Origin of the sequence: Kutzneria sp. NPDC051319 (assembly GCF_040682195.1) — a bacterium.
Lineage (GTDB): Bacteria > Actinomycetota > Actinomycetes > Mycobacteriales > Pseudonocardiaceae > Kutzneria.
In genome coordinates this window covers 38,184-63,258 of the sequence record NZ_JBFBAM010000034.1, presented here as the reverse complement: position 1 = coordinate 63,258, position 25,075 = coordinate 38,184, and the positions used below count along the sequence as shown (strand labels likewise).

The window sequence follows — 25,075 nt, the reverse complement described above, 5'->3', positions numbered from 1 at the left end:
TTCCATAGTGTGCACGGCCCGTCAACATCGGCCGGGCCCGCCGCCCTATAGCCTGCGGTGGTGATCCGAACGGCTCTGCGCGGGTGCGCGCTCCTGTTGGCTGCCCTCGTCCTCGCCGGATGCGGCGGGGCCGGCGTGCCGGAGTCCGCGCTGCCGCCGATCACCGCCAGCATGCAGGACGTCAAGGATTCGACCAAGGCGACGACCTCGACGACCGCGACGAGCGCCGCGCCGACCTGCCCGGCGCCCGGCACGGACTTCGACTGCGACCTGCGCCAGCGCATCCAGAAGGCCCAGGAGTACGTGGGCACGCGCCCGGGCGCGACCGGCATCGTGCTGCGGGACCGCCAGACCGGCCAGGTGTGGCGCAACGACAAGGCCGGCGCCCTGGTCTGGACCGCGTCGACGATCAAGCTGGCGATGACGGTCAACCTGTTCCTGCGGGACCGGGCCGGCCAGATCTCGCTGACCGCCGACGACCGCAGCCTGATCCAGCGCATGCTCAACAGCTCGGACGACAAGGCCGCGGACTCGCTGTGGTTCAAGTACGCCGGCGCCGACCACATGGCCTTCAACAACGCCTTTCCCGGCTACGGCATGGCGTCGATCCAGCCGCAGAAGGGCTTCAGCAACTTCTACCCCTACTGGGGCTTCCAGAAGTGCACGCCGGACGACCTCGACGCGCTGATCAACTACGTGCTGACCAAGCTCCCGGCCGACCTGCGCGACTACATCGTGGGCCAGCTGCGCGCGGTCGCCCCCGACCAGCAGTGGGGCGTATGGGCCGCCGGGCCGGCGGGGCAGCCCGGCAACAAGGACGGCTGGTCGTTGGAGCAGGGCGGTTGGGTGATGAACACCGTCGGCTTCATCGGCCCCGACGCCCGCTACACGCTGGCCGTCATGAACAGCCTGCAGGGCCAGGGCGGCTACGACGAGGGCCAGGCCACCGACAGCCAGGTCGCCAAGATCCTCTTCGACGGCCGCTTCACGGGCTGACCGTCGACTCCCACCACGCGGCGTACACGGGATGGTCGTGCACCAGGGTCTGGTAGCGCTTGACCACCTTGGCGTGCACCAGATCGGCCAGCCCGGCCAGCGGCGAGTTCGGTCGCCACACCAGCTGCATGGTGCGCTGCAACGGGTTTCCCACCAGCGGCCGCAGCACCATGCCCGGCACGGTCACGGCCGACGGGTAGAACGCGGCGATGGCGTGTCCACATCGGACCATCATGGCGGCGGTGGCCATGTCCGCCCCGCGGTGCCGGCAGCGCGGCGTGAAACCGGCTTCCTCGCAGGCCAGCCGCAGCGAGGTGGTCAGCCCGGACAGCTTCTCGTTGGGCAGCACCCAGTCCTCGTCGGCCAGGTCGGCCAGCCGGATCGCCATCCGGTCGGCCAGCCGGTGTGACGCCGACAGCCCGATGTAGGCGGTCTCGTTGACCAGGTTGCGGGTGTGCAGGCCGTCCGGCAGCTGGACCGGCACCGACGGCTGCTGCCCGTAGACCGCGATGTCGAAGTCGGACGAGTGGAGCACCTCGTTCAGCGTCTCAGTGGTGTGCGTGAGCTGGGTGACCTGTTCACGGTCGGGCAGCAGCTCCTGGATGGCGCCGGCCAGCATCGGGGTGATCGGGCCCAGCGGCCCGCAGACCCGGATCGCGGCCGGCGGCTCGTCCCGAATGGCCAGCACGCGCGTGCTCTCCACCAGATCGTCGAACTGCGCCAGCACGTCACGGGCCCGGGCCACCACGTGCTGGCCGAGTTCGGTGAGCGCGACGCCGCTGGGCGTGCGCCGGAACAGGGCCCCGCCGAGCTCCTGTTCGATCCGCTGCACTTGCGCGGTCAGGCCGGACTGGGCGATCCTCAGCTGGGCGGCGGCCCGGCTGATGCTGCCGGCGTCCGCGACCGACTGGATCACCTGGAGATGTCGCAACTCGACCTGCATCGATGTTCCCCTCAGTCGGACTTGCCACCCAGGCACGCGGCGATCAGGACCAGCCCGCTCAGGCACAGCACGGCGCTGACGCCGGCGGTGACCCGCATCGCGTGCAGATACGCGGAGGTGGCGGCCTCCACCAGTTCGGGCCGGCCGGCCGTGCGGGCGACGGACAGCGCCGCCTGCACCGAGCCGACGGCCTGTCGTGCGAGATCGTCCGGCAGCCCGGACAACGCCGGGCCCAGGCCCGACCGGTACCACGCGCTCAGGATCGTGCTGCCGACGGCGATGCCGAGCGTGCCGCCGAGCTGCCGCAGCCCGGATGTGACGGCCGAGCCGGCGCCGCTGCGGTCGGACGGCAGATCGTCCATGGCCGCGGTGGTGGCCGGCACCACCACCGTGCCCATCGAAAAACCCTGCACCAGCATCATCAGCCCGAACACGGCAACCGGTGTGGACGCGTCGAACACCAGATAGGACGCCAGCGTCGCGATGGTGACGACCATGCCGACCGACGCGACCTTCCGCACGGAGAAGCGCCGCACCAGCGCCGGCGCCCACAGGTTGCCGGCGAGGATGCCGATCGCGGTGGGCGCAATGGCCAGCCCCGCGCCGAGCGGGCTCAGCCCCAGCACGTCCTGGAGATAGAACGAGGCGTAGAACAGCTGCCCGGTGATGCCGAAGAAGGCCACGGTCAGCACCAGCCCGCCGCCGGCGAATCGCCGCCGCAGGAACAGTCGAACGTCGAAACTCGGTGCACGCGAACGGCTCTGCTGCACGGCGAACACCGCCAGCAGCGCCAGCCCGGCGACCAGCGGCAACAGCACGGACGGCGAGTTCCAGCCGATGTCGCCGCCGATCTGGATCACGCCGTAGACCACGCCCAGCAGGCCGCCGAAGGACAACACGAGACCCGGCCAGTCCAGCGACCGCCGCTGCTCCACGTGCAGCCGCGGCACCCACAACCCGATGCCCACCAGGCAGATCAGGGACACGGGCAGATTGAGCAGGAACACTGAGCCCCACCACAGCCTGCTCAGCAGCAGCCCGCCGACGACCGGCCCGATGGCGATGCCGACCGCGGCGGCCGAGGCCCAGATCGCCACCGCCTTCGGCCGCTGCGCCGGCTCCGAGGCCCGCAGCGCGATCGACAGCGTGGCCGGTGTGATCAGGGCCGCACCGACGCCCATGCCGCCTCGGCAGAGCACAAGTTCCAGCGGTGTCACCGAAAACGCCGCCAGCGTGGACGTGACCATGAACACGGCGAGACCGGTGCACAGCGCCCATCGCGGCCCGAACCGGTCGGCCAGCGCACCGCCGGCGAACATCGCCGCCGCGTAGACGACGGTGTAGGCGCTGATCGTCCAGGCCAGCTCGCCGGTGCTGGCGTCGAGCCCGGCCACCGGATCGGCCAGCGTCTTCGCGGCCAGGTTGAGCACCGAGTTGTCCATCGCCGCCACCGTCTGCGCGAGCACGGCGACGCCCAGCACGGCCGACCAGATCCGGGGCCGCGCAACGGGATCGTTCGTGACGGTCACGACACGGGGGCCAGCGCCGCGCGGCCGGCGGCGAAGATCAGGGCGTGCTCGGCGACCCGCCGGCCGAGGTGCTCGGCGGTGGCCAGGTCGGCCGCGTTCACGTCGTCGGGGCGGCTGCCCAGCAGCGACTGCGCCGCCGCACCCTCGTGGAAGCCCAGCCGGTTGAGGTCGTTCTCGGTGCCGCGCGCGGTGTTCCACCCCGACTTCAGCGCCAGGTTGACCCAGGTCATGCCGTGCTGGGCGGCCAACGTCTGGAAATAGCCCAGCGTCGAGGCCTTGTCGCCGGCCTTGTCGCCGGAGTTGGTGAAGCCCGCGGCCAGCTTGTCCCGCCACGTCTGCCGCATGAAGCGCATCGAGGTGCTCTCGGCGAAGCGGTGGAACGCGGTCGAGGCGGAGCCCATGTAGGTGGGCGCGCCGAACACGATGGCCTGGGCGCCGTCCAGCACGGCCCAGCCGGCCTCGTCGATCGGGTCCACGCTGACCAGCGTCGATTCACAGCCGCTCACCGATGACGCCCCGGCGTGTACGGCGCCCGCAAATCTCGCCGTGTGTCCTGCACCGCCGTGGTATGCCACCGCAACGTGCACGGAAATTGCCACGATCGACTCCGATCATGTGAAGAATATTCGTCGACACGGCCGTCACCGCCCCGCGGACAGTCATGCTAGCGAGGTGCCGCACGGTCAACCATAGGCCGTCTGCCTGCGTGGACGTTCGTCTCATTGACACTTGACCAAACTCGGTGCCGCACATAGCAGACCCGCTTCAAAGTCTCATCAGAGTTTGCATGCGCGGCCATCGGAACAATCTCTGGAAGGACATAACTGCGAAGTTATCGCGATGTGTTAGTTGTCCCGCCTTTGATTGAGCCCCAATCATTCAATGGATCGCCGAAGCAGTTTGAACAGGAGGTGCGCACCGTGGCCGATCCCGGGAAGGCGTTTCGCACCCGGCGCCTGTCGCGCGCCGGGGACGGCCGGCATCTGTTCGTGCCGCTGGACCACAGCGTGTCGGACGGACCGGTGGTGCCCAACGAGGACTGGGACGAGCTGATCCACTCCGTCGTGCTCGGCGGGGCCGATGCCATCATCGTCCACAAGGGACGGATGCGGGCCATCGACGTGTCGCTGCTGGAGGACTGCGCCCTGGTCGTGCACCTGTCGGCCGGCACCTCGCACGCCGCCGACCAACACGCCAAGGTGCTCGTCGGGGACGTGGAGGACGCGCTGCGGCTGGGCGCCGACGCGGTCAGCGTGCACGTCAACGTCGGCTCCGACACCGAGGCCAGGCAGCTGGCCGACCTGGGCACCGTGGCCAGCCAGTGCCAGGAGTGGAACGTGCCGCTGATCGCGATGGCCTACGCCCGCGGCGCCCGCATGGCCAACTCGTTCGACCCCACCGTGCTCTCGCACGTGGTCAACATCGCCGCCGACCTCGGCGCGGACCTCGTCAAGACCTCGATGGCCATGCCGGCCGACCGGATGGCCGAGGTGACCGCGAGCTGCCCGATCCCGGTGCTGGTGGCCGGCGGCCCGGCCGCCGACGCCGACCCGGACGGCTCCGCCCTCGTCGGCTACGCCCGCGCCGCGCTGGACGCCGGCTGCGCCGGACTCGCCGTCGGACGGCGGATCTTCACCTCGCCGACGCCCCGCTCGCTGATGAACAAGCTCGCCGCCGTGCTGCACCCCGCCCAGGCCGCCGCCCGACTTTTGGAGTCCGTGTGAAATTCGCTTGGATCGACCTGCGCACCGTGCCCCAGCCGCAGTTGGAGGCCGTGGTCGCGGCCGCCGTGCACACCCGCATCGCGGGCGTCGTCTCGGACGACCCGGCGCTCCTGGCCACGCTGCCGCCGACGCTGCAGAAGGTGGTGCTGGGACCGGACTCCGGCGACGACCTGGTCACGACGATCGTCAACGACGGCGACCAGCTGGACCGACTGATCTCCGCCGGGCACGCCGGGGTGGTCTTCGTCGAGGTGAGCGACGACCGCACACTCCAGCTGGCCTGCACCGCCGCGGCCCGGCTGCCGTGGACGATCGTCAGCTTCACCGACCCGACGAAGATCCCGCTGGAGATCGTCATCGCGGCGGCCGACCGCCACGACGGCAAGCTGGTCTGCGTGGTCGGCGACATCGAGGAAGCCACCATCGTGCTGGACGTCCTCGAACACGGCTCGGACGGCCTGCTGCTCGCGCCCCGCGACGCCAACGAGGTGTTCCAGCTGTCCCGGCTGCTGGAGGCCGGCAGCAACGACCTCCAGCTGTCCACGCTGACGGTCGAGCGCATCGACCACGTCGGCCTCGGCGACCGGGTGTGCGTCGACACCTGCTCGCACTTCGAGCAGGACGAGGGCATCCTGGTCGGCTCCTACTCGTCCGGCTTCATCCTGTGTGTGAGCGAGACGCACCCGCTGCCGTACATGCCGACCCGGCCGTTCCGCGTGAACGCCGGCGCGCTGCACTCGTACGTGCTGGGCCCGGACAACCGTACGAACTACCTGTCGGAGCTGCGTTCCGGCAGCACGGTGCTGGCCGTGAACACCGAGGGCAAGACCCGCCGGGTGGTGGTGGGCCGCTCGAAGCTGGAGTCCCGCCCGCTGCTGCAGATCACCGCGCACTCGCAGGACGGCGTGGAGGTGAGCCTGACCGTGCAGGACGACTGGCACGTGCGGGTGCTCGGCCCCGGCCCGAAGGTCCGCAACGTCACGGAGTTGCAGCAGGGCGACGAGCTCCTGGGCTACATCGCCACCGACAAGCGACACGTCGGCATCCCGATCGGCGAGTTCTGCAAGGAGAGCTGACCCATGCGGCTCGTCTCCGACCTGTTGGCCCAACACCACGACGACCTGCCCTACCTGATCGCGGATCACGTTGTGACGCACGGGGAACTGCGTGAGGCGGTGGAGCTGGAGGCGGCGCTGTTCGCCTCGGCCGGCGTGCGCGAGGGCAGCACCGTCGCCCTCCAGGTGCCGCCCAGTTTCACCCAGATCGAGGTGCTGCTGGCGCTGTGGCAGCTCGGCGCGCAGGTGATGGTGGTCGACCACCGCCTCAAGCCGGCCGAGGTCGAGCAGCTGCGGGCGCTGTGCCGGCCGCAGCACGTGGTCCGGGCCGGCGCGGCCGGCTGGTCCCGGCTGAGCTTCCGCTCGCGGCACGAGCTCGTCACCGAGAAGCGCTCCGACGGCCTGCCCGCCAGCAGCGATCACCGGCTGATCCAGTTCAGCTCGGGCTCGACCGGCCGGCCCAAGGTGGTCGGGCGCACCGAGGCCTCGATCGCCGCCGAGATCCGGCGGTTCAACCAGCTCACCGGCATGCCGGCGTTGGGGGAGCGGGTGCTGCTGCTGAGCTCCACGGCGCACAGCTTCGGCCTGATCGCCGGGCTGCTGCACTCGCTGTTCGCCGGCGTGGGCGTGGTGTTCGCGGCCAAGGTGGCCGCGAGCGACATCCTGCGGGCCGCCGCCGACCACGAGGTCAGCGCGGTGTTCGGGGTGCCGTTCCACTACGAACTCCTTGCCACGGCTGACAATCCGCCGCTGCTGCCGTCGCTGCGGTGCGCGGTGTCCGGCGGCGAGCTGATGCCGCCGGCCGTCGCCGACCGGTTCCACGAGGTGTACGGGGTGCGCGTCGGCGAGTCCTACGGCACCACCGAGACCGGCGTGATCGCGATGGACGTCAGCGGGCGGCTGCGGCCGTCGGTCGGCCCGGCGACCCCGGGCATCCTGCTGCGCATCCAGGACGGCGAGATCGAGGTGCGGCTGCCGGCGACGCCGTACCTCACGGCCGACGGGCAGGACCGCTACGTCGACGGCTGGCTGCGGACCCGGGACCGGGCCGAGCTGACCGTGGACGGCACGGTCCGGCTGCTCGGCCGCGGCGACTCGCTGGTGGTCATCGGCGGTCTCAAGGTCGACCTGACCGAGATCGAGGACGTGCTGACCCGGCACGGCTCGGTGGCCGAGGCGGTGCTGGTGCACGGCGACGTCATCGAGGCCTATGTGTCCACACAGGACACCGACCTGGCGGCCGAGGACCTCGTCCGCTGGTGCGCGTCCCAGCTGGCCGACTACAAGGTGCCGAAGCTGGTGCGGGTGCTGCCCACGCTGCCCCGCACCCCCAACGGGAAGCTCATCCGCGACCGCAGCGCGCTGCGCGCGGCCGCGCTGGTCTCCGGATCCGCCCTATCAGCCTGAGAGGAACCACCGACATGACTGCGTCCACAGTGGACGACGCGCGGGTGCGGGAGTTCGTGCTGAGCACGCTCGCCGTCGAGATGAACGTGCCCATCAACCGGGAGACCGTCACCGACGACAGTCCCATCGGCACCAACGGCATCGACCTGGAGTCACTGAGCCTGGTCGAGCTGACGCTGCGGCTGGAGCGCGAGTTCGAGGTGAAGATCCCGGACACCGACATCGAGGCCATCGGCGCCATGACCCTGGGCCAGCTGGCCGCCGACATCGTACGCCGCAAGGCGAACCAGTGACCGAGCAGGAGGTCCGCGAGTTGCTGGCCGACCGGCGGATCTTCCCGGACCTGCCGGCCGACCTGCCGGCCGACGCCGAGCTGGTGATCGACTCGATGGCCCTGGTGTGGCTGCTGCACCAGGTGAAGGCCCGCTTCGGCGTCGACGCCGACCCGGAGGACTCCGAGCTGGACGAGTTCACCTCGATCAGTCGGATCACGGCATACCTGAACCGGGTACGGGCATGACGGGCGGGGTCGTCGTCACGGGGTACGGCGTGTTCACGGCGTTCGGCTGGGGCGAGAAGGCGTTGCGGGACGGGGTGTTCACCGGCACCCAGGTGTTCGCGCCGGCCAAGCGCTTCGACCCGACGCCGTTCCGGACGCCGATGACCGCCGCCGCGGCCGGCGACCCCGACCTGGTCGACGTGCTCGGCGGCTGCGCCGACGACGCCGTGGACATGGCCGGCCTGCCGCCGGGCACGGCCGGGGCGACGCTGCTCGGCTCGGCCGGCGACTGGAAGTCGGTGACCCGCTACTCCCGCGGGCTGGTTTTTTCGCCCGGCGCCGGCGTTCCCGGCGTGCTGGCCGGCGCGGTGGCCGACCGGGTGGGCTTTCGTGGGCCACGGCTGGCGTTCACCAACGCCTGCGTGGCCTCGGCCTCGGCGCTGATCCACGGCTGGCGGTTGATCACCGCCGGCCGGCAGGACGTGGCGCTGTGCGCGGGGGCGTACCTGGTCGAAGAGGAGAACATGGCCAAGTTCGACTCCGGCCGCACCCTGTCCAAGGACGGCGTCATCCGGCCGTTCTCCCTGGACCGCAGCGGTTTGCTGCTGGGCGACGGCGTGGCGGCGATCGTGTTGGAGTCCGAGGAGCACGCGCTGGCCCGTGGCGCTCAGGTGCTGGCCCGGATGACCGGCTTCGGTGTCGCCTCCGACGCCTTCCACATCGCCAAGCCGCATCCCGAGGGCCGAGGCATCGCTTCCGCCGTCTCGCAGGCCTTTCGCCGGGCCGGAGTGTCCGGTGTGGACTACGTCAACGCGCACGGCACGGGGACCCCGGCCAACGACGGCGCGGAGACCAACGGCCTGCGGGCGGCGCTGGGGACCGACACGCCGATCAGCTCGACGAAGAGCACCACCGGGCACATGCTGGAGGCGTCCGGCGCGGTGGAGTTCGTGGTGTCCCTGCTGGCCCTGCTCGACGGCGCGGTGCCGCCCACGGCCGGACACACCACCCCGGATCCGGCCTGCGACCTCGACTACGTGACCGAGGGACCGCGACAGCTTGTGCTGCAACGGGTCCTGTCCCTGAACGCCGCGTTCGGCGGCATGAACACCGCGATCCTGTTGGAGCAGCCGTGATCACCGTGGCCGGCGCGGAACTGTCCGGGGCGCTGGAGCCGGTGCCCGGTTTCATCGAGTCCAACTTCAACCCGCTCGTGTACCACGCGGCGGCGGAAGTGCTGACCGGCCGGGAGTTCGACGGCTCCCGGCTGGCCGTGGTGGTGTGCAGCCTGATCGGCGACGCCACCACCACCGGCCTGGCCAGCCGGCTGCTGGCCGACGGGCAGGTGCACAACGCCATCCTGTTCATGCAGGCCACCGCCAACGCCGTGCTGGGCTACCTCAGCCGCGAGTTCGACCTCACCGGTCCGCTGCTCAGCGTGTCCACAGTGGACGATGATCCGCTGGACACCGCCGAGCTGCTGCTGGCCGACCCCGAGCTGGACGCCGTGCTGCTGCTCACCGTGGAGCTGGCCGCCGACGAGCGCACCGCCGCCGCGTACCGGCTGCTCGGGCGCACCCCACCGACCACCGACGGCGCGACAGCGCTCCTGTTGGAGAGGGACCCGCAGTGATTTCCAAAGAAGAGCGCGCCCGGATCAACGCGGACACCGAGCTCGGCGCCGGCAATGTGCTGCACCGCATCAAGGAGTACGGGCGGTCGCCCGACGAGCCGGTGCTGTGGACCGACGGCACCTGGCTGGCCCCCGACGGCAGCCGGCCCGAGGTGCTGACCTTCGGCCAGCTGTACGAGGCCGTGGAGACCTACGCCGGTTTCTACGCTGGCCTGGGCATCAAGCCACGGGACGTGGTCGGCGTGCTGACCGCGTCCAGCACCGAGTTCGCCGTCAACTTCATGGCGATCAACTCGCTGGGCGCGATCCCGTCCTTCGCTAATGCCAAGCTGCGCCCGGAGATCGCCCGCGAGTACATCCGCCGGCAGGGCGCGTCCGGGGCCGTCACCGACGCCGAGCGGCACGAGACCCTGGCCCAGAGTGGGGAACTGGGCTTCGTCATCACGGCCTCCGACGTGCGGCCGGAGCACCGGGAGCAGCTGCCGGCGACGGGCTGGCCGTACCGGCACGACAAGACCGACCCGATCATCATCTCGCACTCCTCCGGCACCACCGGCATGCCCAAAGCCGTGCCGCACACCCATGAGACCCTGCTCTACGCCCAGCTGCACCGGCTCAAGCTGTCGGTCGGCGGCTCCATGGGCCGGCTGCTGGTGGCCCTGCCGGGCAACCACAACGCCGCCATGTCGGTGATGATGTTCGGCCTGCTGCTGGGCTCGCCGGTGATGATGCTGTCCAGCCAGCGCGGCGAGGACGTGCTCGACGCCGTGCAGAAGTTCAAGCCCACCACGGTGTTCGGCTTCTCCGGCACCTACGCCCAGATGGCGACGGCCGATCTGTCCCGATGGGACACCTCCAGCATCGAGGCGTACTACAACACCGGCGACGCCGCCCACGAGGCGCACATCCGGGTGCTGGTCGGCCTGGGCAGCCACGAGGAGATCGGCGACGACTTCAAGCCGCACCGGGTGCCGGGCTCGGTGTTCACCGACGGCCTCGGCTCGTCCGAGACCGGATACTCCATCTTCCACAACGGGCACAAGCCCGGCAGCGCCTCCTTCGGCCGCTGCATCGGCAAGCCGATGAGCTTCGCCCAGGCCGCCGTGCTGTCCGAGGACGGCCGCCCGTTGCCGGCCGGCGAGGTCGGGCGGCTCGGCGTGAAGTCCCCGACGCTGACTCCCGGGTACTGGAACGACTCCATCACCTGGCACCGGTTGCGGCTGGGCGGCTACTGGCTCACCGGCGACCTGTCGTACCAGGACAAGGAGGGCAACTTCTACCACCTGGACCGGGTTCCCGACGCCATCCGCACCCGTGACGGCATCGTGTTCAGCACCCGTACCGAGGAGTTGTTGCTGGCCAACCGCCCGGAGCTGGTGGACTGCACCGTCACCGCGATCGTCGAGGACGGCGTGCAGGCGGACTGGGACGGCGACGGCATCGGCGACGCGTACGTGCTGCTGCAGTTCGCGGGCGCGCAGGACCCGGCCGAGGACCTGACCGTGTGGGTCAACGACGTGTTGTCGCAGCACGGATTTCCGCCGGTCACGCGGGCCCTGCGGATGGATTACACCGACGTGACCGTCGGCGTGACCGGTAAGGTGCTCAAGCGGGTGATGCGCGAACGGGCCAAGGAGCTGGTCGCGCGCGCCGAGGGGAAGTGACGTGGGGGCTCCGATGGAGGTGTACCGGCTGTGGTGGCTGCACGACGCCCGCTGGTACCAGGGGGTCGCCAGCCGCTTCGGCCAGGACGTCGCCAACGAGATCAACGCCGAGGCCATGCGTTTTGTGGCCACCCGCGTGGGAAAACAGGTCGCGAGGGCGCACGGTGAGCCGGTGGCCGACGCCGACTCGGCGACGCTGGCCAAGCTGTACGAGCGCTGCGCCGACATCATGTTCCCGAACGAGCTGCGGGACGGCGGCGTGACGGCGCTCGACGACGAGCTGCTGGAGCTGACCATGCGGCAGAACTTCGCCGTGGTCATGGTCCGGATGGCCGGCTCGCTGGACGGATACCGGTGCCCCTGCACCGAGATCCACGCCGGCTGGTCGGACGGGCTCGGGGTGACGCTGACGGAGAACAGGGCGACCGGTTGCCTGCGGCACGGGGATCCCGCGTGTCGCCTGCTGATGCGGGTCGGAGGGAGAGGCTGATCATGCGGGTGTTGCTGGCCGGTGCGACCGGGGTGCTCGGGCGGGAGCTGCTTCCGTTGCTGCGGAAGGCAGGCCACCACGTGACCGCGTTGGTGCGCGGTCCCGCCCAGGACCTGGACGCGGACGCCGTGGTCACCGGCGACCTGCTCGACGGGCCCGGGCTGGTGGCGGCCGTCGCCGCTGCGCGGCCCGAGGTCGTGGTGCACCAGGTGACCGCGTTGCGGCCGGTCAGCGGCGACACCCGCTGGGAGGTCTTCGAACGGACCGCGCACGTGCGCCGCGTCGGCACGGCCAACCTGGTCGACGCGGCCCGTGCCGCCGGCGCGCGGCGGATCGTGGCGCAGAGCATCGCCTTCGCCACGGCCCCGTGTGGCGATCCGGTGCTGGCCGAGGACGCGCCGTTGTACGTCGAGGCCCCGGACGCCACCTGGGCGTTGACCGTGCAGGCCGTTGCGGCATTGGAAAGAACCGTGCTCGACGCCGCGGACCTCGCGCCGATCGTGTTGCGGTACGGCAGTTTGTACGGCCAGTACACCCTGTACGACGCGTCCGGGGCCATCGGCCAGGCCGTGCACCTGGGTCGGTTGCCGCTGGTCGGCGACGGCGCGGGGCTGACCTCGTTCGTCACCGTCCGGGATGCCGCCCTGGCCACCGTGCTGGCGGTCGGGCACCCCGCCACCGGCGTGTTCAACATCGTCGACGACGCCCCCGCCCCGGCCCACTCCTGGCTGCCCGGCTACGCCGACCTGCTCGGCGCGCCGGAACCCAAGCGCATCCCCGTGGACCTGGGGGAGCGGCTGCTCGGCTGGTACGGGGCCTACCAGCAGACCCGCCAGCGCGGCGCCTCCAACGCCAAGGCCCGTCGCGAGCTCGGCTGGCGTCCGACCGTGCCGACCTGGGAAGACGGCATCTGCCAAGCGCACGCGGAGGCAGTACGGTCGCAGGCGTGACCAGTTTGGATTCCGGCCTGCTCGCCCCGACCTGGGCCGGCACGCCGGTGGCCGCCGAGACCGGCGACGAGGCGTGGCTGCGGGCCATGGTCGACGTCGAGGCCGCCCTGGCCCGGGCCCAGGCCCGGCTCGGGATCGTGCCCGACAGCGCGGCCAAGGCCATCTCCGCCGTCTCCGCCGATCAGCTCGACGTCGTCGCGTTGGCGGTCGCCTCTCGCGGTGCGGCCAACCCCGTTGTCGCCTTCGTGCCGGCACTGATGAAGCTCGTGCCCGCCGATGTCGCCGAGTACGTGCATCGGGGCTCCACCAGCCAGGACATCCTCGACAGTGCCACGATGCTCGTCGTGCAGCGGGTTCGGTCCCTGGTGCTGGCCGACCTCCGCCGCTGCGCCGAGGCCCTGGCCCGGCTCGCTTCGCAGCACCGCGAGACCTTGATGGCCGGCCGGACCCTCACCCAGCACGCCGTGCCCACCACGTTCGGGTTGAAGGCCGCCGGCTGGCTGTCGCTCGTACTGGACGCCATCGACCGGCTTGAGGCCTTGGTGCTGCCGGCGCAGCTGGCCGGCGCGGCCGGAACCCTTGCCGCCTATGCGGAGTACGGCCGCCTGGCCGGCGTTTCCGGTGGTGTGCCGCTGATCGCGCCGTTCGCCGAGGAACTGGGGCTGGCCGAGCCTCTCGTGCCGTGGCACACGCTTCGCACGCCGGTGGTCGATGCCGGGGCCGCCCTCCAGTTCACGGCCGGGGCCCTCGGCAAGATCGGCGTCGACGTGCAGGTCCTGTCCCGCACCGAGATCGGCGAGGTCGCCGAGCCCGCCGCCGACGGCCGTGGCGGATCGTCCGCCATGCCCCAGAAGCGCAATCCCGTGCTGGCCACGCTGATCGTCACCGCCGCCCGCCAGGTTCCCGCTTACGTTTCGGTGCTGGCGGCCAGCATGGTCGCCGAGGACGAGCGGCCCGGCGGGGCCTGGCACGCCGAGTGGCAGACCCTTCGCGAGGCCTTGCGGCTGGTCGGCGGCGCGGCCTGCACCGCCGCCGAGTTGCTGGAGGGGTTGGAGGTTTTTCCGTCGCGGATGGCCGCCAACCTGGCCCTTTCCAACGGCGCCATCGTGAGCGAGCGGCTCAACGTGGCCCTCGCGCCGGTGTTGGGCAAGGCCGCCGCGAAGAAGGTGCTGGCCGAGGCCGCCCGCGAGGCCGCCGCCACCGGCAAGTCCCTGCGCGAGGCCCTGGCCGGCCGCATCGAGATCGAGCTGCCGCTGGACGACCTGTTGGACCCGGCCCACTACATCGGCGACGCCCCGGCGCTGGTCGACCGGGTGCTCCGGCGCCACCGCGGCTAGCAGCGTGGGCCGCACGTGAGTGGCTCATTTCGCGTCCTGGCGCACCTAAGCCACTCACGTGGAAGCTTGGGCCGCACGTGAGTGGCTCATTTCGCGTCCTGGCGTACCTAAGCCACTCACGTAGCAGCCGGGCCTAGCCCGTTCGGCGGCTTTTTCTGTCAAGTATCAAAAAATTGCGAGAAGCCGTCCGCATCCTGTCCGGTTTCCGCAACGGCAGAGTGCGAAGATCCGATCGTTGGCCGCCACGCCAGCGAAAGGACACACAGTTGCCCGCACTACGAACGCTGCTCGCGGTGGTGGCGACAGCCGTTGCGGCCGCGCTGACGCCGGTCGCCGCGGCGGCCGCGGCGCCGGCCCCGCCGACGCCGCACGCCGCCGAGCACGTCTGTCCGCAGAAGCCGAGACCGGGCGAGGTCACCTGCTTCGCCCTCCAGCGCACCGATGTCAAGGGCGCGGCGGGAGTGCACGCGAACGCGGCCCCGGCCGGCTACGGCCCGAGCGACCTGGGAAGCGCTTACAACCTGCCGTCGGGGACGGCCGGCGACGGCCAGACCGTGGCCATCGTGGACGCCTACGACTACCCGAACGCCGAAGAGGAGCTGGCGATCTACCGCCAGCAGTACGGACTGCCCGCCTGCACCACGGCCAACGGCTGCTTCCGGCGCGTCGACCAGCGCGGCGGCACGGACTACCCGGCCCCGAACTCGTCCTGGCAGCACGAGGAAGCCCTGGACCTGGACATGGTGTCCGCGGTCTGCCCCAAGTGCCACATCATCCTGATCGAGGCCGACGACCCGCAGGTGCCGAACATGGGCGCGGCGGTCAACCAGGCCGTGGCCCTGGGCGCGAAGTTCGTCTCCAACAGCTACGGCGCCGACGAGGACCCGTCGGAGCTGGAGATCGACAGCGCCTACTACGACCACCCGGGCGTCGTGATGACGGTCAGCTCGGGCGACTACGGCTACGGCGTGGAGTTCCCGGCCTCGTCGCCGCACGTCACGGCGGTCGGCGGCACCTCTTTGCAGCGTGACGGCAGCACCCGTGGCTGGACCGAGTCGGCGTGGAACCGCGCCGGCAGCGGCTGCTCGGCGTACGAGGCGAAGCCGGCCTTCCAGCAGGATTCCGGCTGCGCCAACCGAACCGTCGCCGACGTCTCCGCGGTCGCCGACCTGAACACGCCGGTCGCGGTGTACGTGCAGGGTGGCTGGGTGGTCATGGGCGGCACCAGCGTGTCCTCGCCGATCATCGCCGGCGTGTACGCCCTCGCCGGCGCGCCACGTGAAGGCTCGTACCCGAACACCTTCCCGTACAAGGATTCTCGGGCGTTGAACGACGTCTCGGGCGGCGCCAACGGCCAGTGCACGCCGGCCTACCTGTGCCAGGGCGGCGCGGGCTACGACGGCCCGACCGGCCTCGGCTCGCCCAACGGCATCGCCGCCTTCACTGCCGGCGCAACGGGTTCCGTCACAGGAACGGTCACCGACAGCACCGGCAAGGCCCTGCCCGGGGCGCAGGTCAAGGTCGGCGACCTGGCGGCCAACAGCGACTCCGCCGGGCACTTCACGTTGGATGTGCCGGCCGGCGTCTACAGCGCCACGGCCAGCAAGTTCGGCTACCAGGCCGCCTCTGTCGACGGGGTCGCGGTCGGCGACGGCCAGACCGTGACGGAGGACTTCACGCTCACGGTCATCCCGACCACCACGATCTCCGGCGTCGTGCGGGACGGCTCCGGCCACGGTTGGCCGCTCGCGGCGCAGGTCCAGGTGGCCGGGCAGCCGACGACGGCCGTGCACACCGACCCGGTCAACGGCCGCTACGTGCTGTCGGTGCCGCAGGGTGCCGCCTACACCGTGCAGGTCGACCCGGCCTATCCGGGATATCTCCAGAATTCCCAACAGGTCCAGGTCGGCAAGGCGGCCGTCGGGCACGACGTCGGGATCAAGGTCGACCCGGTGACCTGCGGCGCCCCGGGCTACGGCAACAAGTTCAGCGGCCGGACGGAGCCGTTCGACGGATCGTCCACACCGGACGGTTGGACGGTGCGCAACGACGTGCCCGGCAGCCGGCCGTGGTCCTTCGACAACCCGGGTGGCCGCACCAACGCCACCGGCGGCAGCGGCAACTTCGCCATCGCCGAGAGCAATCTCGACGGTGGCGACCAGGACACCACGCTGACCAGCCCGGTGTACGACCTCAGCGGGGCCACGAACCCGACGCTGACGTTCGGCACCGACTTCGAGGCGTACGCCGACAGCATGAACGCCTCCGTCGAGTACACAGTGGACGACGGCGCGACCTGGACGCCGGTGTGGCGGCAGAACACCCAGGACGCGGCGGGCAGGCAGGTGCTGCCACTGCCGGCGGCAGTCGGCAGGTCCGCGGTCCAGGTGCGCTTCCACTACGTCGAGCGGAACTTCGGCTTCTGGTGGGAGGTCGACGACGTCTTCGTCGGCGACCACGCCTGCACGCTGACGCCCGGCGGCATCGTCACCGGCCACGTCACCGACAAGGTGGCTGACGTCCCCCTGTCCGGAGCCACCGTGACCAGCGTCGACGCCGCGGCCGACAAGACCACCACCGGCGTCGACGGCGAGTACTGGTTCTTCTCCACGCAGACCGGGACGCACCCGATCAGCGCGGCGGCGACCAACTACGTCACCGCCGCGAAGTCCGCCACCATCACGCCGGACAGCGTGACGCCGCAGGACTTCTCGCTCGACTCGGCCCGGCTGACCGTGAACACCACGGCCATCAGCAAGAGCGTTGCCTGGCAAGGAAATTCGACCGCCACGGTCAAGGTGACCAACACCGGCTCCGCGCCGGCCGACGTCCGCCTCGACCCTCGTCCCGGCGGCTACACGCCGGCGGCGCAGGTCTCCGCGCCGTTGCAGAAGGTCAAGGGCGACTTCAGCACCGGTCCTTTGCTGGGCAAGGCCTTGACCGCCGCGCCCAGGGACACCTCGCCGTCCGCCGCGTCCTGGTCGGCCGTGGCCGACTACCCGACGAAGATCATGGACAACGCGGCCGTCGCCGTGAACGGCAAGATCTACTCGTTCACGGGTCTGAACGGCACCGACCTGACCACCAAGAACTACGTCTACGACCAGGGCGCCCAGTCGTGGTCGCCGATCGCGGACCTCAAGGAGGCGCGCGAGAACCCGTTCGCCGTCGCCATCGGGACCAAGGTCTACCTGGCCGGCGGCTGGGGTGTCTCCGGGCCGCCCAACGGCGACCTGGAGATCTACGACACCGCCACCAACACGTGGACCACCGGCGCCCCGATGCCCAAGGCGTACTCGGCCATGGGCAGCGCGGTCGTCGGCGGCAAGGTCTACGTCATCGGCGGCTGCCTCCAGGACTCCTGTGGTGTCAAGGACGTGCAGGTCTACGACCCGGCCACCGACACCTGGTCGGCCGGCCCGTCGCTGCCGATGGCGTTGAGCTGGACCAACTGCGGCATCATCGCCGGCACGCTGTACTGCGCCGGCGGCGCGAGGGGCCTGGACTACGTCGGCGCCGGCTTCGGGCTGAACGTGAAGACCGGAACGTGGTCACCCATCGCCGGCCTGCCGGTGTCGGTGTTCGCGGCCTCCAGCACCGTCGCGAATGGACAGTTGCTGGTGTCGGGCGGTATCCAGGACGGCAGCCTCACCAATGCCGGCTACGCCTACGATCCGTCCACCAACGCGTGGAACCCGTTGCCCAACGCCAATGCCACGCTGTTCCGTGGCGGCAGCGCCTGCGGGTTCTACCGGGTCGGCGGTTCGGCCGGCGGCTTCAGCCCGACCACGCAGGACCAGTTGCTGCCCGGCTACGACCAGTGCGGCGAGTACGTGTCGATCCCGTGGATGTCCGTCACGCCAACGGATCCCGTGACGATCGCGCCCGGCAAGTCGGCCAGCTTCACCGTGAAGCTGGACGCCGCGTCGCTGACTCAGCCCGGTGCCTACACGGCGTCGCTTGAGGTGGCCGCCGTCGTGCCGCACCCGGTCGCGGCGATTCCGGTCACCTTCACGGTGAAACCGCCCTCGACCTGGGGCAAGATCACCGGCACGGTGACCTCGGCGGCGTGCAAGGGCGGGACGTCGCCGATCACCGGCGCCACCGTGCAGATCGACACCTGGGCGGCGTCGTACACGCTGAAGACCGACGCCAACGGGAATTATGTGCTGTGGCTGGACAACCGGAACAACCCGCTGACGTTGATCGTCGCGCGGGACGGCTGGCAGCCGCAGACCCGGCAGGTGAAGATCACCAAGGGTAAGTCGGTCACGGCCGACTTCGCCCTGAAACCGGTGTCCTGCTGATGTTTCCGTGAGGAAGGCCCCCGCTTCGCTTTCGGTGAGCGGGGGCCTTCCCCTGTGTCACGGGGTGTTGTTGGCCAGTGCCACCAGGCGCGTCGCCGAGCCGTTGAACTGGTCCTGGTCGCCGGGGAAGGTGCCGCTGTCGGCGAACTGCCAGAACGTCCAGGTGCCCCAGCCGGCGGGCAGGGTTCCCGGGCTGCTGCTGTAGCGGGCGATGAACAGCGGGTTGGTCTGGCTCAGCCCGCTCCAGTTGCCGGTGCACTTCGTCCACCAGTCGGTGGTCGTGTAGATCGTCGCCCAGCGGGTGGTCTTGGCGTGCAACTCGTTGTTGAACGAGGTGATCCAGCTGCGCATCGAGGCCTGGGACAGGCCGTAGCACTGGTCGCCGCTGGGGGCGTACTCGATGTCCAGCATGGGCGGCAGGGTCTTGCCGTCCTTGGACCAGCCGCCGCCGTGCGCGACGAAGTAGTCGGCCTGGGCCGCGCCGGTGGACGTGTTCGGGCGGGCGAAGTGGTAGGCGCCGCGGATCAGGCCCGCGCCGTAGCTGCCGTTGTACTGGTGGGCGAAGGTCGGGTCGGTGTAGGTGGTGCCTTCGGTGGCCTTGACGTAGGCGAACTTCGCGCCCTTGGACGCCACCGACGCCCAGTCCACGTTGCCCTGGTAGTGGCTGACGTCCAGGCCGGGCAGGCCGGCCAGCGGGGCGAAGCCGCCGCCGTCCCCGCCCTCGTGCTTGGCCACCTGCGAGCCCGCCCAGTGCATGGCCGGGTCGTCGGGGTCCGTGGCCGCGTTCGCGGTGACCGCTGTGGCGGCCGTGGTGACGAGTAGCAGGCCGGCCAACACGCCGGCGATTCGACTGGTGCGCATGTGCGACTCCCCAGGTCCGGCGCGGCCGGCAGGGGTGTGCGGCCGCGTTGATCGCATGGTGGCCGATCAGCAACCGCAGGACCAGAGTTTCGGTGAATTAGTCACCTTTCGGGGAAGGTGATATCTACATGCTAGAGTGGGAGTATCACTCGTCAGCAGAGGGGGTGTCGTGGCCGAGCGCAAGGGCGTGCTGCTCAGGCTGGATCCCGCCGTCCACGACGCGCTGGCCCGCTGGGCCGCCGACGAGCTGCGCAGCACCAACGCCCAGATCGAGTTCCTGCTCCGCAAGGCCCTCGTCGACGCCGGCCGCATGCCGTCCGGCGTGGGCGGCATCCCGCGCCGCGGCCGCCCGCCCAAGGAACAGCCGTGAGTCAGAGGTCCTCGGGATACCGGGCCCGGCTGGCGTCCTGACGGAACCGCCGGTAGAAGTCCGTCATCGCCACGGCCACCGGCGCGTGCCGGGTGAGGATGGCCTTGATCCCTGACGGGGTGTTTTCCGGCGGGTTTCCTTCGGCGCACGCCCGCATGCACGCCGTGAAGTCGTCTCCCCGGTAGCCGTACAGGGCGACGATGAGCCACATCACCAGATGTGTGGCGGCGTAGCTCCGGTCGTAGCTCTGGTGCTCGGCGACGAAGTCCGCCTCGTCCTTCGCCAGATCGAACCGTGACGAGATGGCCAGTCCGTAGTCCGCGAAGTACAGCCGCTCGCCGTCGGTCAGGATGTTCTGGAAGTGGGCGTCGAAGTGCAGCAGCCCTTGGCTGTTCATGAATTCGATGCCCGCCTCGAGCTCCTTCTCCACCATCGCGCAGGCCTGCTCCACCGCTTCGGTATTCACCTGCTCGTCCAGCCAGTTGTGCAGGTTGTGCGGGATGTGCTCCAGGAACAGCGCGATGCTCGCCGTCGAGTCCCGTACCGCCTCGGTCCGGCTCCGCACCTCCGGCGCGCCTCCCCAGTGGGCGACCACCCGGTCCACGTCGGCCAGCTCTTCCGGCAGCTCCTGTTCGGGGTGTGTCAGCACTCGCCAGTGGTACATCATCGGGAAGCCTTCGTACTCCCGCGCGAGCACCCAGTTCGTCGTCATGACCTGAACCGCCAGCTCCCGCCAGGCCCCGAACCCCGTGCTGCCGACGAGCCCCACCCCGTAGTGGCAGAAATCCGGCAGCTGGAACAGGTTCGCCGTCGACCGGCGGTTCTCCGGCTCCCTCTCCAACTCCGTCAGCCGCACCCGCTTCACGAACACCGGCGTGCCGTCGACCTCCAGCAGCGCCGTCGGCCCCCCGACGCCCGCCCCCAGCGGCTCCGCCGCGTCCACCATCTCCCGCAGCTGCTGGTCACTGCACAGCGCCAGCGCCGTCGACACCCCGCTGTAGGCCGCCAGCCTCGCTTTTCGCGCCGGGTCAAATCCCTCCACCCGCGCCCCCTTCGCCGTCGGTGATCGCACCCGCCCGCCGACTCTACGTGAAAGATCGACACCCAACCCGCCCGTATGGGCAGGCCCCCGGGGCCTGGGGGCGCCGGGGGCCTGCCTGAAAACGTGTTTCGGTGTGCCGGAGAGCGGGACTCGCCGGGGTGGGTTAGTTGCGGGTTATGGTGAAGGTGCTGGTGGTGTTCTTGATGTCGATGAAGTTGTTGGACAGCTTGAGGTTGGTGAAGGTCACCGATCCCACCGCGGGGCCCTGGCCGGCTTCGGGGAGCTCGTTGGCCCAGATGCCGAAGCCGGACTTGGCGTTGAAGGCGTCACCGGACTGCTGGGCGCCGCTGATGGAGACGTTGGTCAGCACGGTGTCGGTGATGGGTTGCAGCGGCGATCCGCCGACGTAGTCGGTCTGGAACATGATGCCGCTGTAGGTGGGGCTGACGATGTCGACGTCGCTGATCCGGATGCCCTGGTATTTCTGGTTGGCGGAGAACATCCAGATGCCGGGGAAGGTCTGCGCGCCCCAGAAGTGGCCGCCGGCCCGGACTATGGAGACGTTCTGGATGGTGGTCGGGTCGGGGCCGAAGTCCTTCATCGGATAGCCGAAGTTCAGCGAACTCACGGTGATGCCGGCGTAGGTCAGCATGTCGGCCACGTAGAGGTTGCGGAACGTGTTGTCCTCACCGCCGTAGACGGCGAAGCCGGCGGCCCGCCAGGTGAGCACGGCCGAGAGGTTCTCGAACACGTTGCCGGTCTCGTTGCCGCCGCCGGCGTCGGTGGCGGCGAACATGGCGAAGCTGTCGTCGCCGGTGGACCGGGCCTCGTCGTTGACGATGTGGTTGTTGGAACTGCCGTTGGTCATGTTGACGCCGTCGGCGAAGGTGTCGCGGATCCGGGAGTTGGAGATGGTGATGTTCTGGACGTTCTGGCCCCAGAACAGGCACATCTGGTGCTCGATCCAGATGTTGTCCAGCGTCACGTTGCTGACGTTGGTCATGTTGAACACCTTGCCCGGGCCGTCCTGCCGGCTGTTCCAGTTGCCGAAGAAGGCGAGGCCGGACACCTTGGACCCGTTGGCGCTGCTCTGGATGTCGATGCCGACGTCGGTGTTGGTCTGGCCGCTCGGCGAGTTGAACCGGGTGTACCAGGGGCCGGCGCCGACGACGGTGACGGCCTTGCCGTAGAGCGTCAGCTTGGAGCTGATCGAGTAGTCCCCGGCCGGCAGGTAGACGCCGGTCAGCGTGGTGCTCTGCCGCGCGGTGTCGAACGCGGCCTGCACGTCCTGCTGGGTGAAGCCGGCCGGCACGGCGTAGTGCGCCGGGTCGGGGTTCGCCTGTGCGGTGGCCAGTTCCAGGTTGATGAAGTCGATCGCGAAGGTGCCGGAGTTCGACGCGTCCTTCTGCAGCCGGATCTTGTGCCCGGCCGGCACGGTGGTGCCGAGCAGGACGTTGGCCTCGTCGTAGATGTGTCGCGGCGCGCCGGCGCCGGGGTCGTTGCCCGGCCCCGCCTCCGCGCCGTACAGCCACGCGTACTGCGAGGTCAGGCTGATCGGCTTGAGCAGGGTGCCGTCGACGTAGATGTCCAAAGTGGACGTCGTGCCGTCGGGGATGGAGAAGCGGGTGACGAGGGTGTTGGTGGCCTCGCGGGTGGTGAACTCGACCGAGGAGCCGGTGGAGTTCAGCGTGACGGCCTGCCGGCCGGACGCCTCGCCGGCGAGGTCGCCGATCGTCCGATTAGGACTCAGCACCGCCGCGCCACCGCCGAGCACGCCGCTTTCCGCCTCGTACGAGTCGTACGGCATGTTGGCGCCGCGACCGACGAACAGGTTGCTGGTGCTGGTGTTGTTGGCCTGCTTCACCGGCAACTCGTTGGCGTCGTTGGCCACCGTGGTGGTCACGGTGTAGTTGCCGTTGGCCGCCGTCCAACTGCCCACGCTCACCGGGCTGGCCGTCGCGCCGGCGTTGATCACGCCGCTGAACGAGCCGGTCAGGGTGGCCACGGTGGATCCGCTGGAGGCGTTGGCGACCTTGACGGTGATGCCGTGCGCGCCGCCGGCCGATGCGACCGTGCCCTGGTTCTTCAAGGTCACCGAGAACTGCACCGGGTTGCCCGTGGACGGGTTGCTCGGCGTCCAGTTCGTGGTGGCCACCAGGTCACTGCTCTGCACCGGCGTCACCACGAGCGCGGTGGGATTGGTGTAGGAGTTGTTGTTGTCGTTCTGCTCCACGACCTTGTTGGACTCGTCGACCTTGGCCGTCAGCTGGTACGACCCGGCGTCGCGGGTGCCGATGGACGCCGACACGGTGCTGGACGCGCCCGCGGCCAGCGCACCGACCTGCGCGGTGCCGACCTTGGTGGTGCCGAGGTAGAAGTTGACGTCCGTGGCCCCGGCGGCCAGCGGGCCGACGTTCTTCACGGTCGCGCTGGCGGTGATCGAGTCGGTCTCCACCGGAGACGCGGGCGTCCACGCCGAGCCGGTGATCGTCAGGTCCGGGTTGGGCGCGGGCACGCCGAACACCTGGAACTCGGCCGCCTGGCCGCCGCCCGCGCCGGAGTTCGCCGTGAACTTCAGCTGCACGTCGGCGACGCGCGCGGACACCGGGATGCTGACGGAGTTGCCGGAAGCCGGGTCGAACGAGTACGAGCGAGCCGCCACCAGGCTGGTGAAGCCGCTGGCGCTCTGCTCGCGGCCCAGCACCTCGATGGTCTGCGTGCGCGGACCCCAGATGCTGGCCGGATTCAGCTTCACCACCACGGAACTGGTGTCCGCATTGGACCCGAGCTGGGTGGTCAGGGTCTGCGGGTAGGTGCCGCCCGCGCCTTCCCAGTACGTGGTGGTGTCGTTGTCGTTGGCGTTGGTGGCCACGAAGTTCAGCGTCGTCGACGAGGCGGTGATCGGCTTGCCGACGGCCAGGTTGGTGCCCGGGTCGCCGGTGCCGGTCCCGGTGCGGGTAACGCTGTTGCTGTTACCCGACTGGTTGCCGGCGGCATCGTGCGCCCGCACGAAGTAGGTGACGGTCGCGGTGTCCGGCTGGCTGTCGGTGTAGGTCAGCGTGGTGCCGGAAACGCTGGTACGCAACGAGTTGTTGGCGTAGACGTCATAGCCGGTGACGGCCGTGTTGTCGGTCGAGGCGTTCCAGGTGAGCTTGATCTGCCCGGACGCCGGCTGCGTGTACGCGAGCCCGGTGGGCGCGGTCGGCGGCTGCGTGTCGCCGCCCGCCGGGCCGTACACCTCGAACTCCGAGATCTGGCCGGCCGGCCAGCCGGTGTTGCCGGTGATGTTCAGCCGCAGGTACCGGGTGGTGACCGGGGTGTAGTTGATCGTCACGGTGTTGTTGGACGCCGGGTCGAAGGTGTAGCCGGCGGACGCGACGATCTGCGAGAAGTTGGCGCCGTCGGTGCTGCCCTGCACGGCCAGCGTCTCGGTGCGGGCGCCCCAGCCGGAGGTCGGCAGCTTGAGCACGATCTGCGTGCTGCTGACCGAGGCCCCGAGGTCGACCTGCAGCCACTGCGGGAAGGCGTTGTTGGTGCTTTCCCAGTAGCTGCCCTGGTTGCCGTCGTTGGTGTTGCCGGGCGTGTAGTTCTGCACGGAGCCGCTGGCGGTCATCGCCTTGCCGGTGGCCAGGTTGGTGGCGTCGACCGCGGCCGGCACGACCTCGAGGTCGGACAGCTGGGCCTGTGAGCCGGCGGAGTTGCCGGTGATCTCGACGCGGACGAAACGTGAGAGCTGGGTGCCGAAATCGACCCGGACCGTGTTGTCGGACTGCGGGTCGAACTTGTACGGCTTGGCGCCGACGAGGGTGCTGTAGCCCTGGCCGTCGTCGCTGCCCTGCACGGCGAGGGTCTCGGTGCGGCTGCTCCAGCCGGCCGGGACCTTCATGACCACGCCGCCGATGCGGGTGATCCTGCCCAGGTCGACCTGCGCCCACTGCGGGAACGCGGCGCCGGAGCTCTGCCAGTAGGAGTTGCGGTCGGCGTCGGCGATCTTGCTGGCCGCCTGACCGGTGGTGGCGCTGCTCGCCGTGACGGTCGGGGACGTCGCGGCGGTGCCTGAGGCGGTGGTCGGCGCGCTCGCGGCGAGCGCCGGCCCTCCCATCGCGAGCAGGGCGAGACCGAGCAGCGCGGCTGCCAGTCTCGGCGCAGGTCGGGGTGCGCGCATCGGGTGGTCTACCTCTCGTCCGGCGGCAGGGGTGATGGCGAGAAGGCCGGTTCTTCCGAGCTGATGCCAGGAATTAACGGCAGTCTGTTAAGTTTTTGCGTGA

Annotated in this window: 20 protein-coding genes; 14 read left to right on the top strand and 6 right to left on the bottom strand. The window is 70.1% G+C overall.

The annotated features are described in order from the left end of the window. Positions 1-60: 60 nt before the first annotated feature. Complete coding sequence (locus AB0M73_RS28905) at positions 61-996, top strand: tat pathway signal sequence (RefSeq protein ID WP_363896776.1); 936 nt, start codon at positions 61-63, stop codon at positions 994-996. Here the strand turns inward: AB0M73_RS28905 and AB0M73_RS28900 are convergent. From AB0M73_RS28900 to AB0M73_RS28890, 3 genes are read right to left on the bottom strand one after another with little or no spacing between them, the layout of a single operon-like run. Beyond that, positions 986-1,939, bottom strand: a complete 954-nt coding sequence (locus AB0M73_RS28900) for a LysR family transcriptional regulator (RefSeq protein ID WP_363896773.1) — start codon at positions 1,937-1,939, stop codon at positions 986-988. The genes AB0M73_RS28905 and AB0M73_RS28900 overlap by 11 nt on opposite strands. A gap of 11 nt (positions 1,940-1,950) precedes the next feature. Further along, a complete protein-coding gene (locus AB0M73_RS28895; protein ID WP_363896770.1) occupies positions 1,951-3,468 on the bottom strand; it encodes an MFS transporter in 1,518 nt (505 codons plus the stop codon). Continuing rightward, positions 3,465-3,944: a flavodoxin family protein gene (locus AB0M73_RS28890; RefSeq protein WP_363896767.1), complete on the bottom strand. Its 480-nt coding sequence runs from the start codon at positions 3,942-3,944 to the stop codon at positions 3,465-3,467. Before AB0M73_RS28890 ends, AB0M73_RS28895 begins: the two co-directional genes overlap by 4 nt. A gap of 444 nt (positions 3,945-4,388) precedes the next feature. Here AB0M73_RS28890 and AB0M73_RS28885 point away from each other — a divergent pair, with 444 nt between their 5' ends. From AB0M73_RS28885 to AB0M73_RS28830, 12 genes are all read left to right on the top strand, one after another. Beyond that, positions 4,389-5,192, top strand: coding sequence for a 2-amino-3,7-dideoxy-D-threo-hept-6-ulosonate synthase (locus AB0M73_RS28885; RefSeq protein WP_363896764.1), 804 nt, complete (start codon positions 4,389-4,391; stop codon positions 5,190-5,192). Beyond that, the gene (locus AB0M73_RS28880) at positions 5,189-6,268 is read left to right on the top strand and encodes a 3-dehydroquinate synthase II (protein WP_363896761.1); all 1,080 of its coding nucleotides are present in this window, start codon (positions 5,189-5,191) and stop codon (positions 6,266-6,268) included. Before AB0M73_RS28885 ends, AB0M73_RS28880 begins: the two co-directional genes overlap by 4 nt. Positions 6,269-6,271: 3 nt before the next feature. Continuing rightward, the gene (locus AB0M73_RS28875; protein WP_363896758.1) at positions 6,272-7,654 is read left to right on the top strand and encodes a class I adenylate-forming enzyme family protein; all 1,383 of its coding nucleotides are present in this window, start codon (positions 6,272-6,274) and stop codon (positions 7,652-7,654) included. A 14-nt stretch (positions 7,655-7,668) separates the two neighbouring features. Then, positions 7,669-7,947: a phosphopantetheine-binding protein gene (locus AB0M73_RS28870; protein ID WP_363896755.1), complete on the top strand. Its 279-nt coding sequence runs from the start codon at positions 7,669-7,671 to the stop codon at positions 7,945-7,947. After that, positions 7,944-8,174, top strand: a complete 231-nt coding sequence (locus tag AB0M73_RS28865; protein WP_052394443.1) for a phosphopantetheine-binding protein — start codon at positions 7,944-7,946, stop codon at positions 8,172-8,174. Before AB0M73_RS28870 ends, AB0M73_RS28865 begins: the two co-directional genes overlap by 4 nt. Then, positions 8,171-9,289, top strand: a complete 1,119-nt coding sequence (locus AB0M73_RS28860) for a beta-ketoacyl-[acyl-carrier-protein] synthase family protein (RefSeq protein ID WP_363896750.1) — start codon at positions 8,171-8,173, stop codon at positions 9,287-9,289. The genes AB0M73_RS28865 and AB0M73_RS28860 overlap by 4 nt, the downstream gene beginning before the upstream one ends. Then, positions 9,286-9,786: a hypothetical protein gene (locus AB0M73_RS28855; protein WP_363896747.1), complete on the top strand. Its 501-nt coding sequence runs from the start codon at positions 9,286-9,288 to the stop codon at positions 9,784-9,786. The genes AB0M73_RS28860 and AB0M73_RS28855 overlap by 4 nt, the downstream gene beginning before the upstream one ends. Continuing rightward, positions 9,783-11,450, top strand: coding sequence for a class I adenylate-forming enzyme family protein (locus AB0M73_RS28850; protein WP_363896744.1), 1,668 nt, complete (start codon positions 9,783-9,785; stop codon positions 11,448-11,450). The genes AB0M73_RS28855 and AB0M73_RS28850 overlap by 4 nt, the downstream gene beginning before the upstream one ends. 1 nt (position 11,451) lies before the next feature. Next, positions 11,452-11,940: a hypothetical protein gene (locus AB0M73_RS28845; protein ID WP_043717164.1), complete on the top strand. Its 489-nt coding sequence runs from the start codon at positions 11,452-11,454 to the stop codon at positions 11,938-11,940. 2 nt (positions 11,941-11,942) lie between these two features. Further along, entirely contained in the window at positions 11,943-12,890 is a 948-nt protein-coding gene (locus tag AB0M73_RS28840) for an NAD(P)-dependent oxidoreductase (protein WP_363896740.1), read from the top strand. After that, positions 12,887-14,227, top strand: coding sequence for a 3-carboxy-cis,cis-muconate cycloisomerase (gene pcaB, locus AB0M73_RS28835; RefSeq protein ID WP_363896737.1), 1,341 nt, complete (start codon positions 12,887-12,889; stop codon positions 14,225-14,227). The genes AB0M73_RS28840 and pcaB overlap by 4 nt, the downstream gene beginning before the upstream one ends. 266 nt (positions 14,228-14,493) lie before the next feature. Next, positions 14,494-18,534 (top strand): carboxypeptidase regulatory-like domain-containing protein, encoded by a 4,041-nt coding sequence (locus AB0M73_RS28830; RefSeq protein WP_363896734.1) that lies wholly within the window; start codon positions 14,494-14,496, stop codon positions 18,532-18,534. Between the two features lie 57 nt (positions 18,535-18,591). Here the strand turns inward: AB0M73_RS28830 and AB0M73_RS28825 are convergent, their stop codons facing one another. After that, a complete protein-coding gene (locus tag AB0M73_RS28825) occupies positions 18,592-19,395 on the bottom strand; it encodes a lysozyme (RefSeq protein WP_363896731.1) in 804 nt (267 codons plus the stop codon). Positions 19,396-19,564: 169 nt separating this feature from the next. Between AB0M73_RS28825 and AB0M73_RS28820 the strand changes: the two genes are divergently transcribed. Next, positions 19,565-19,765: a hypothetical protein gene (locus tag AB0M73_RS28820; protein ID WP_363896728.1), complete on the top strand. Its 201-nt coding sequence runs from the start codon at positions 19,565-19,567 to the stop codon at positions 19,763-19,765. Position 19,766: 1 nt separating this feature from the next. Here AB0M73_RS28820 and AB0M73_RS28815 read toward each other — a convergent pair whose 3' ends face one another. Together AB0M73_RS28815 and AB0M73_RS28810 are read right to left on the bottom strand one after the other, a co-directional pair. Further along, on the bottom strand, positions 19,767-20,807 hold the full coding sequence (locus AB0M73_RS28815) for a hypothetical protein (RefSeq protein ID WP_363896725.1): 1,041 nt from the start codon (positions 20,805-20,807) through the stop codon (positions 19,767-19,769). Positions 20,808-20,970: 163 nt separating this feature from the next. Then, on the bottom strand, positions 20,971-24,972 hold the full coding sequence (locus AB0M73_RS28810) for a discoidin domain-containing protein (RefSeq protein WP_363896722.1): 4,002 nt from the start codon (positions 24,970-24,972) through the stop codon (positions 20,971-20,973). Positions 24,973-25,075: the final 103 nt, after the last annotated feature.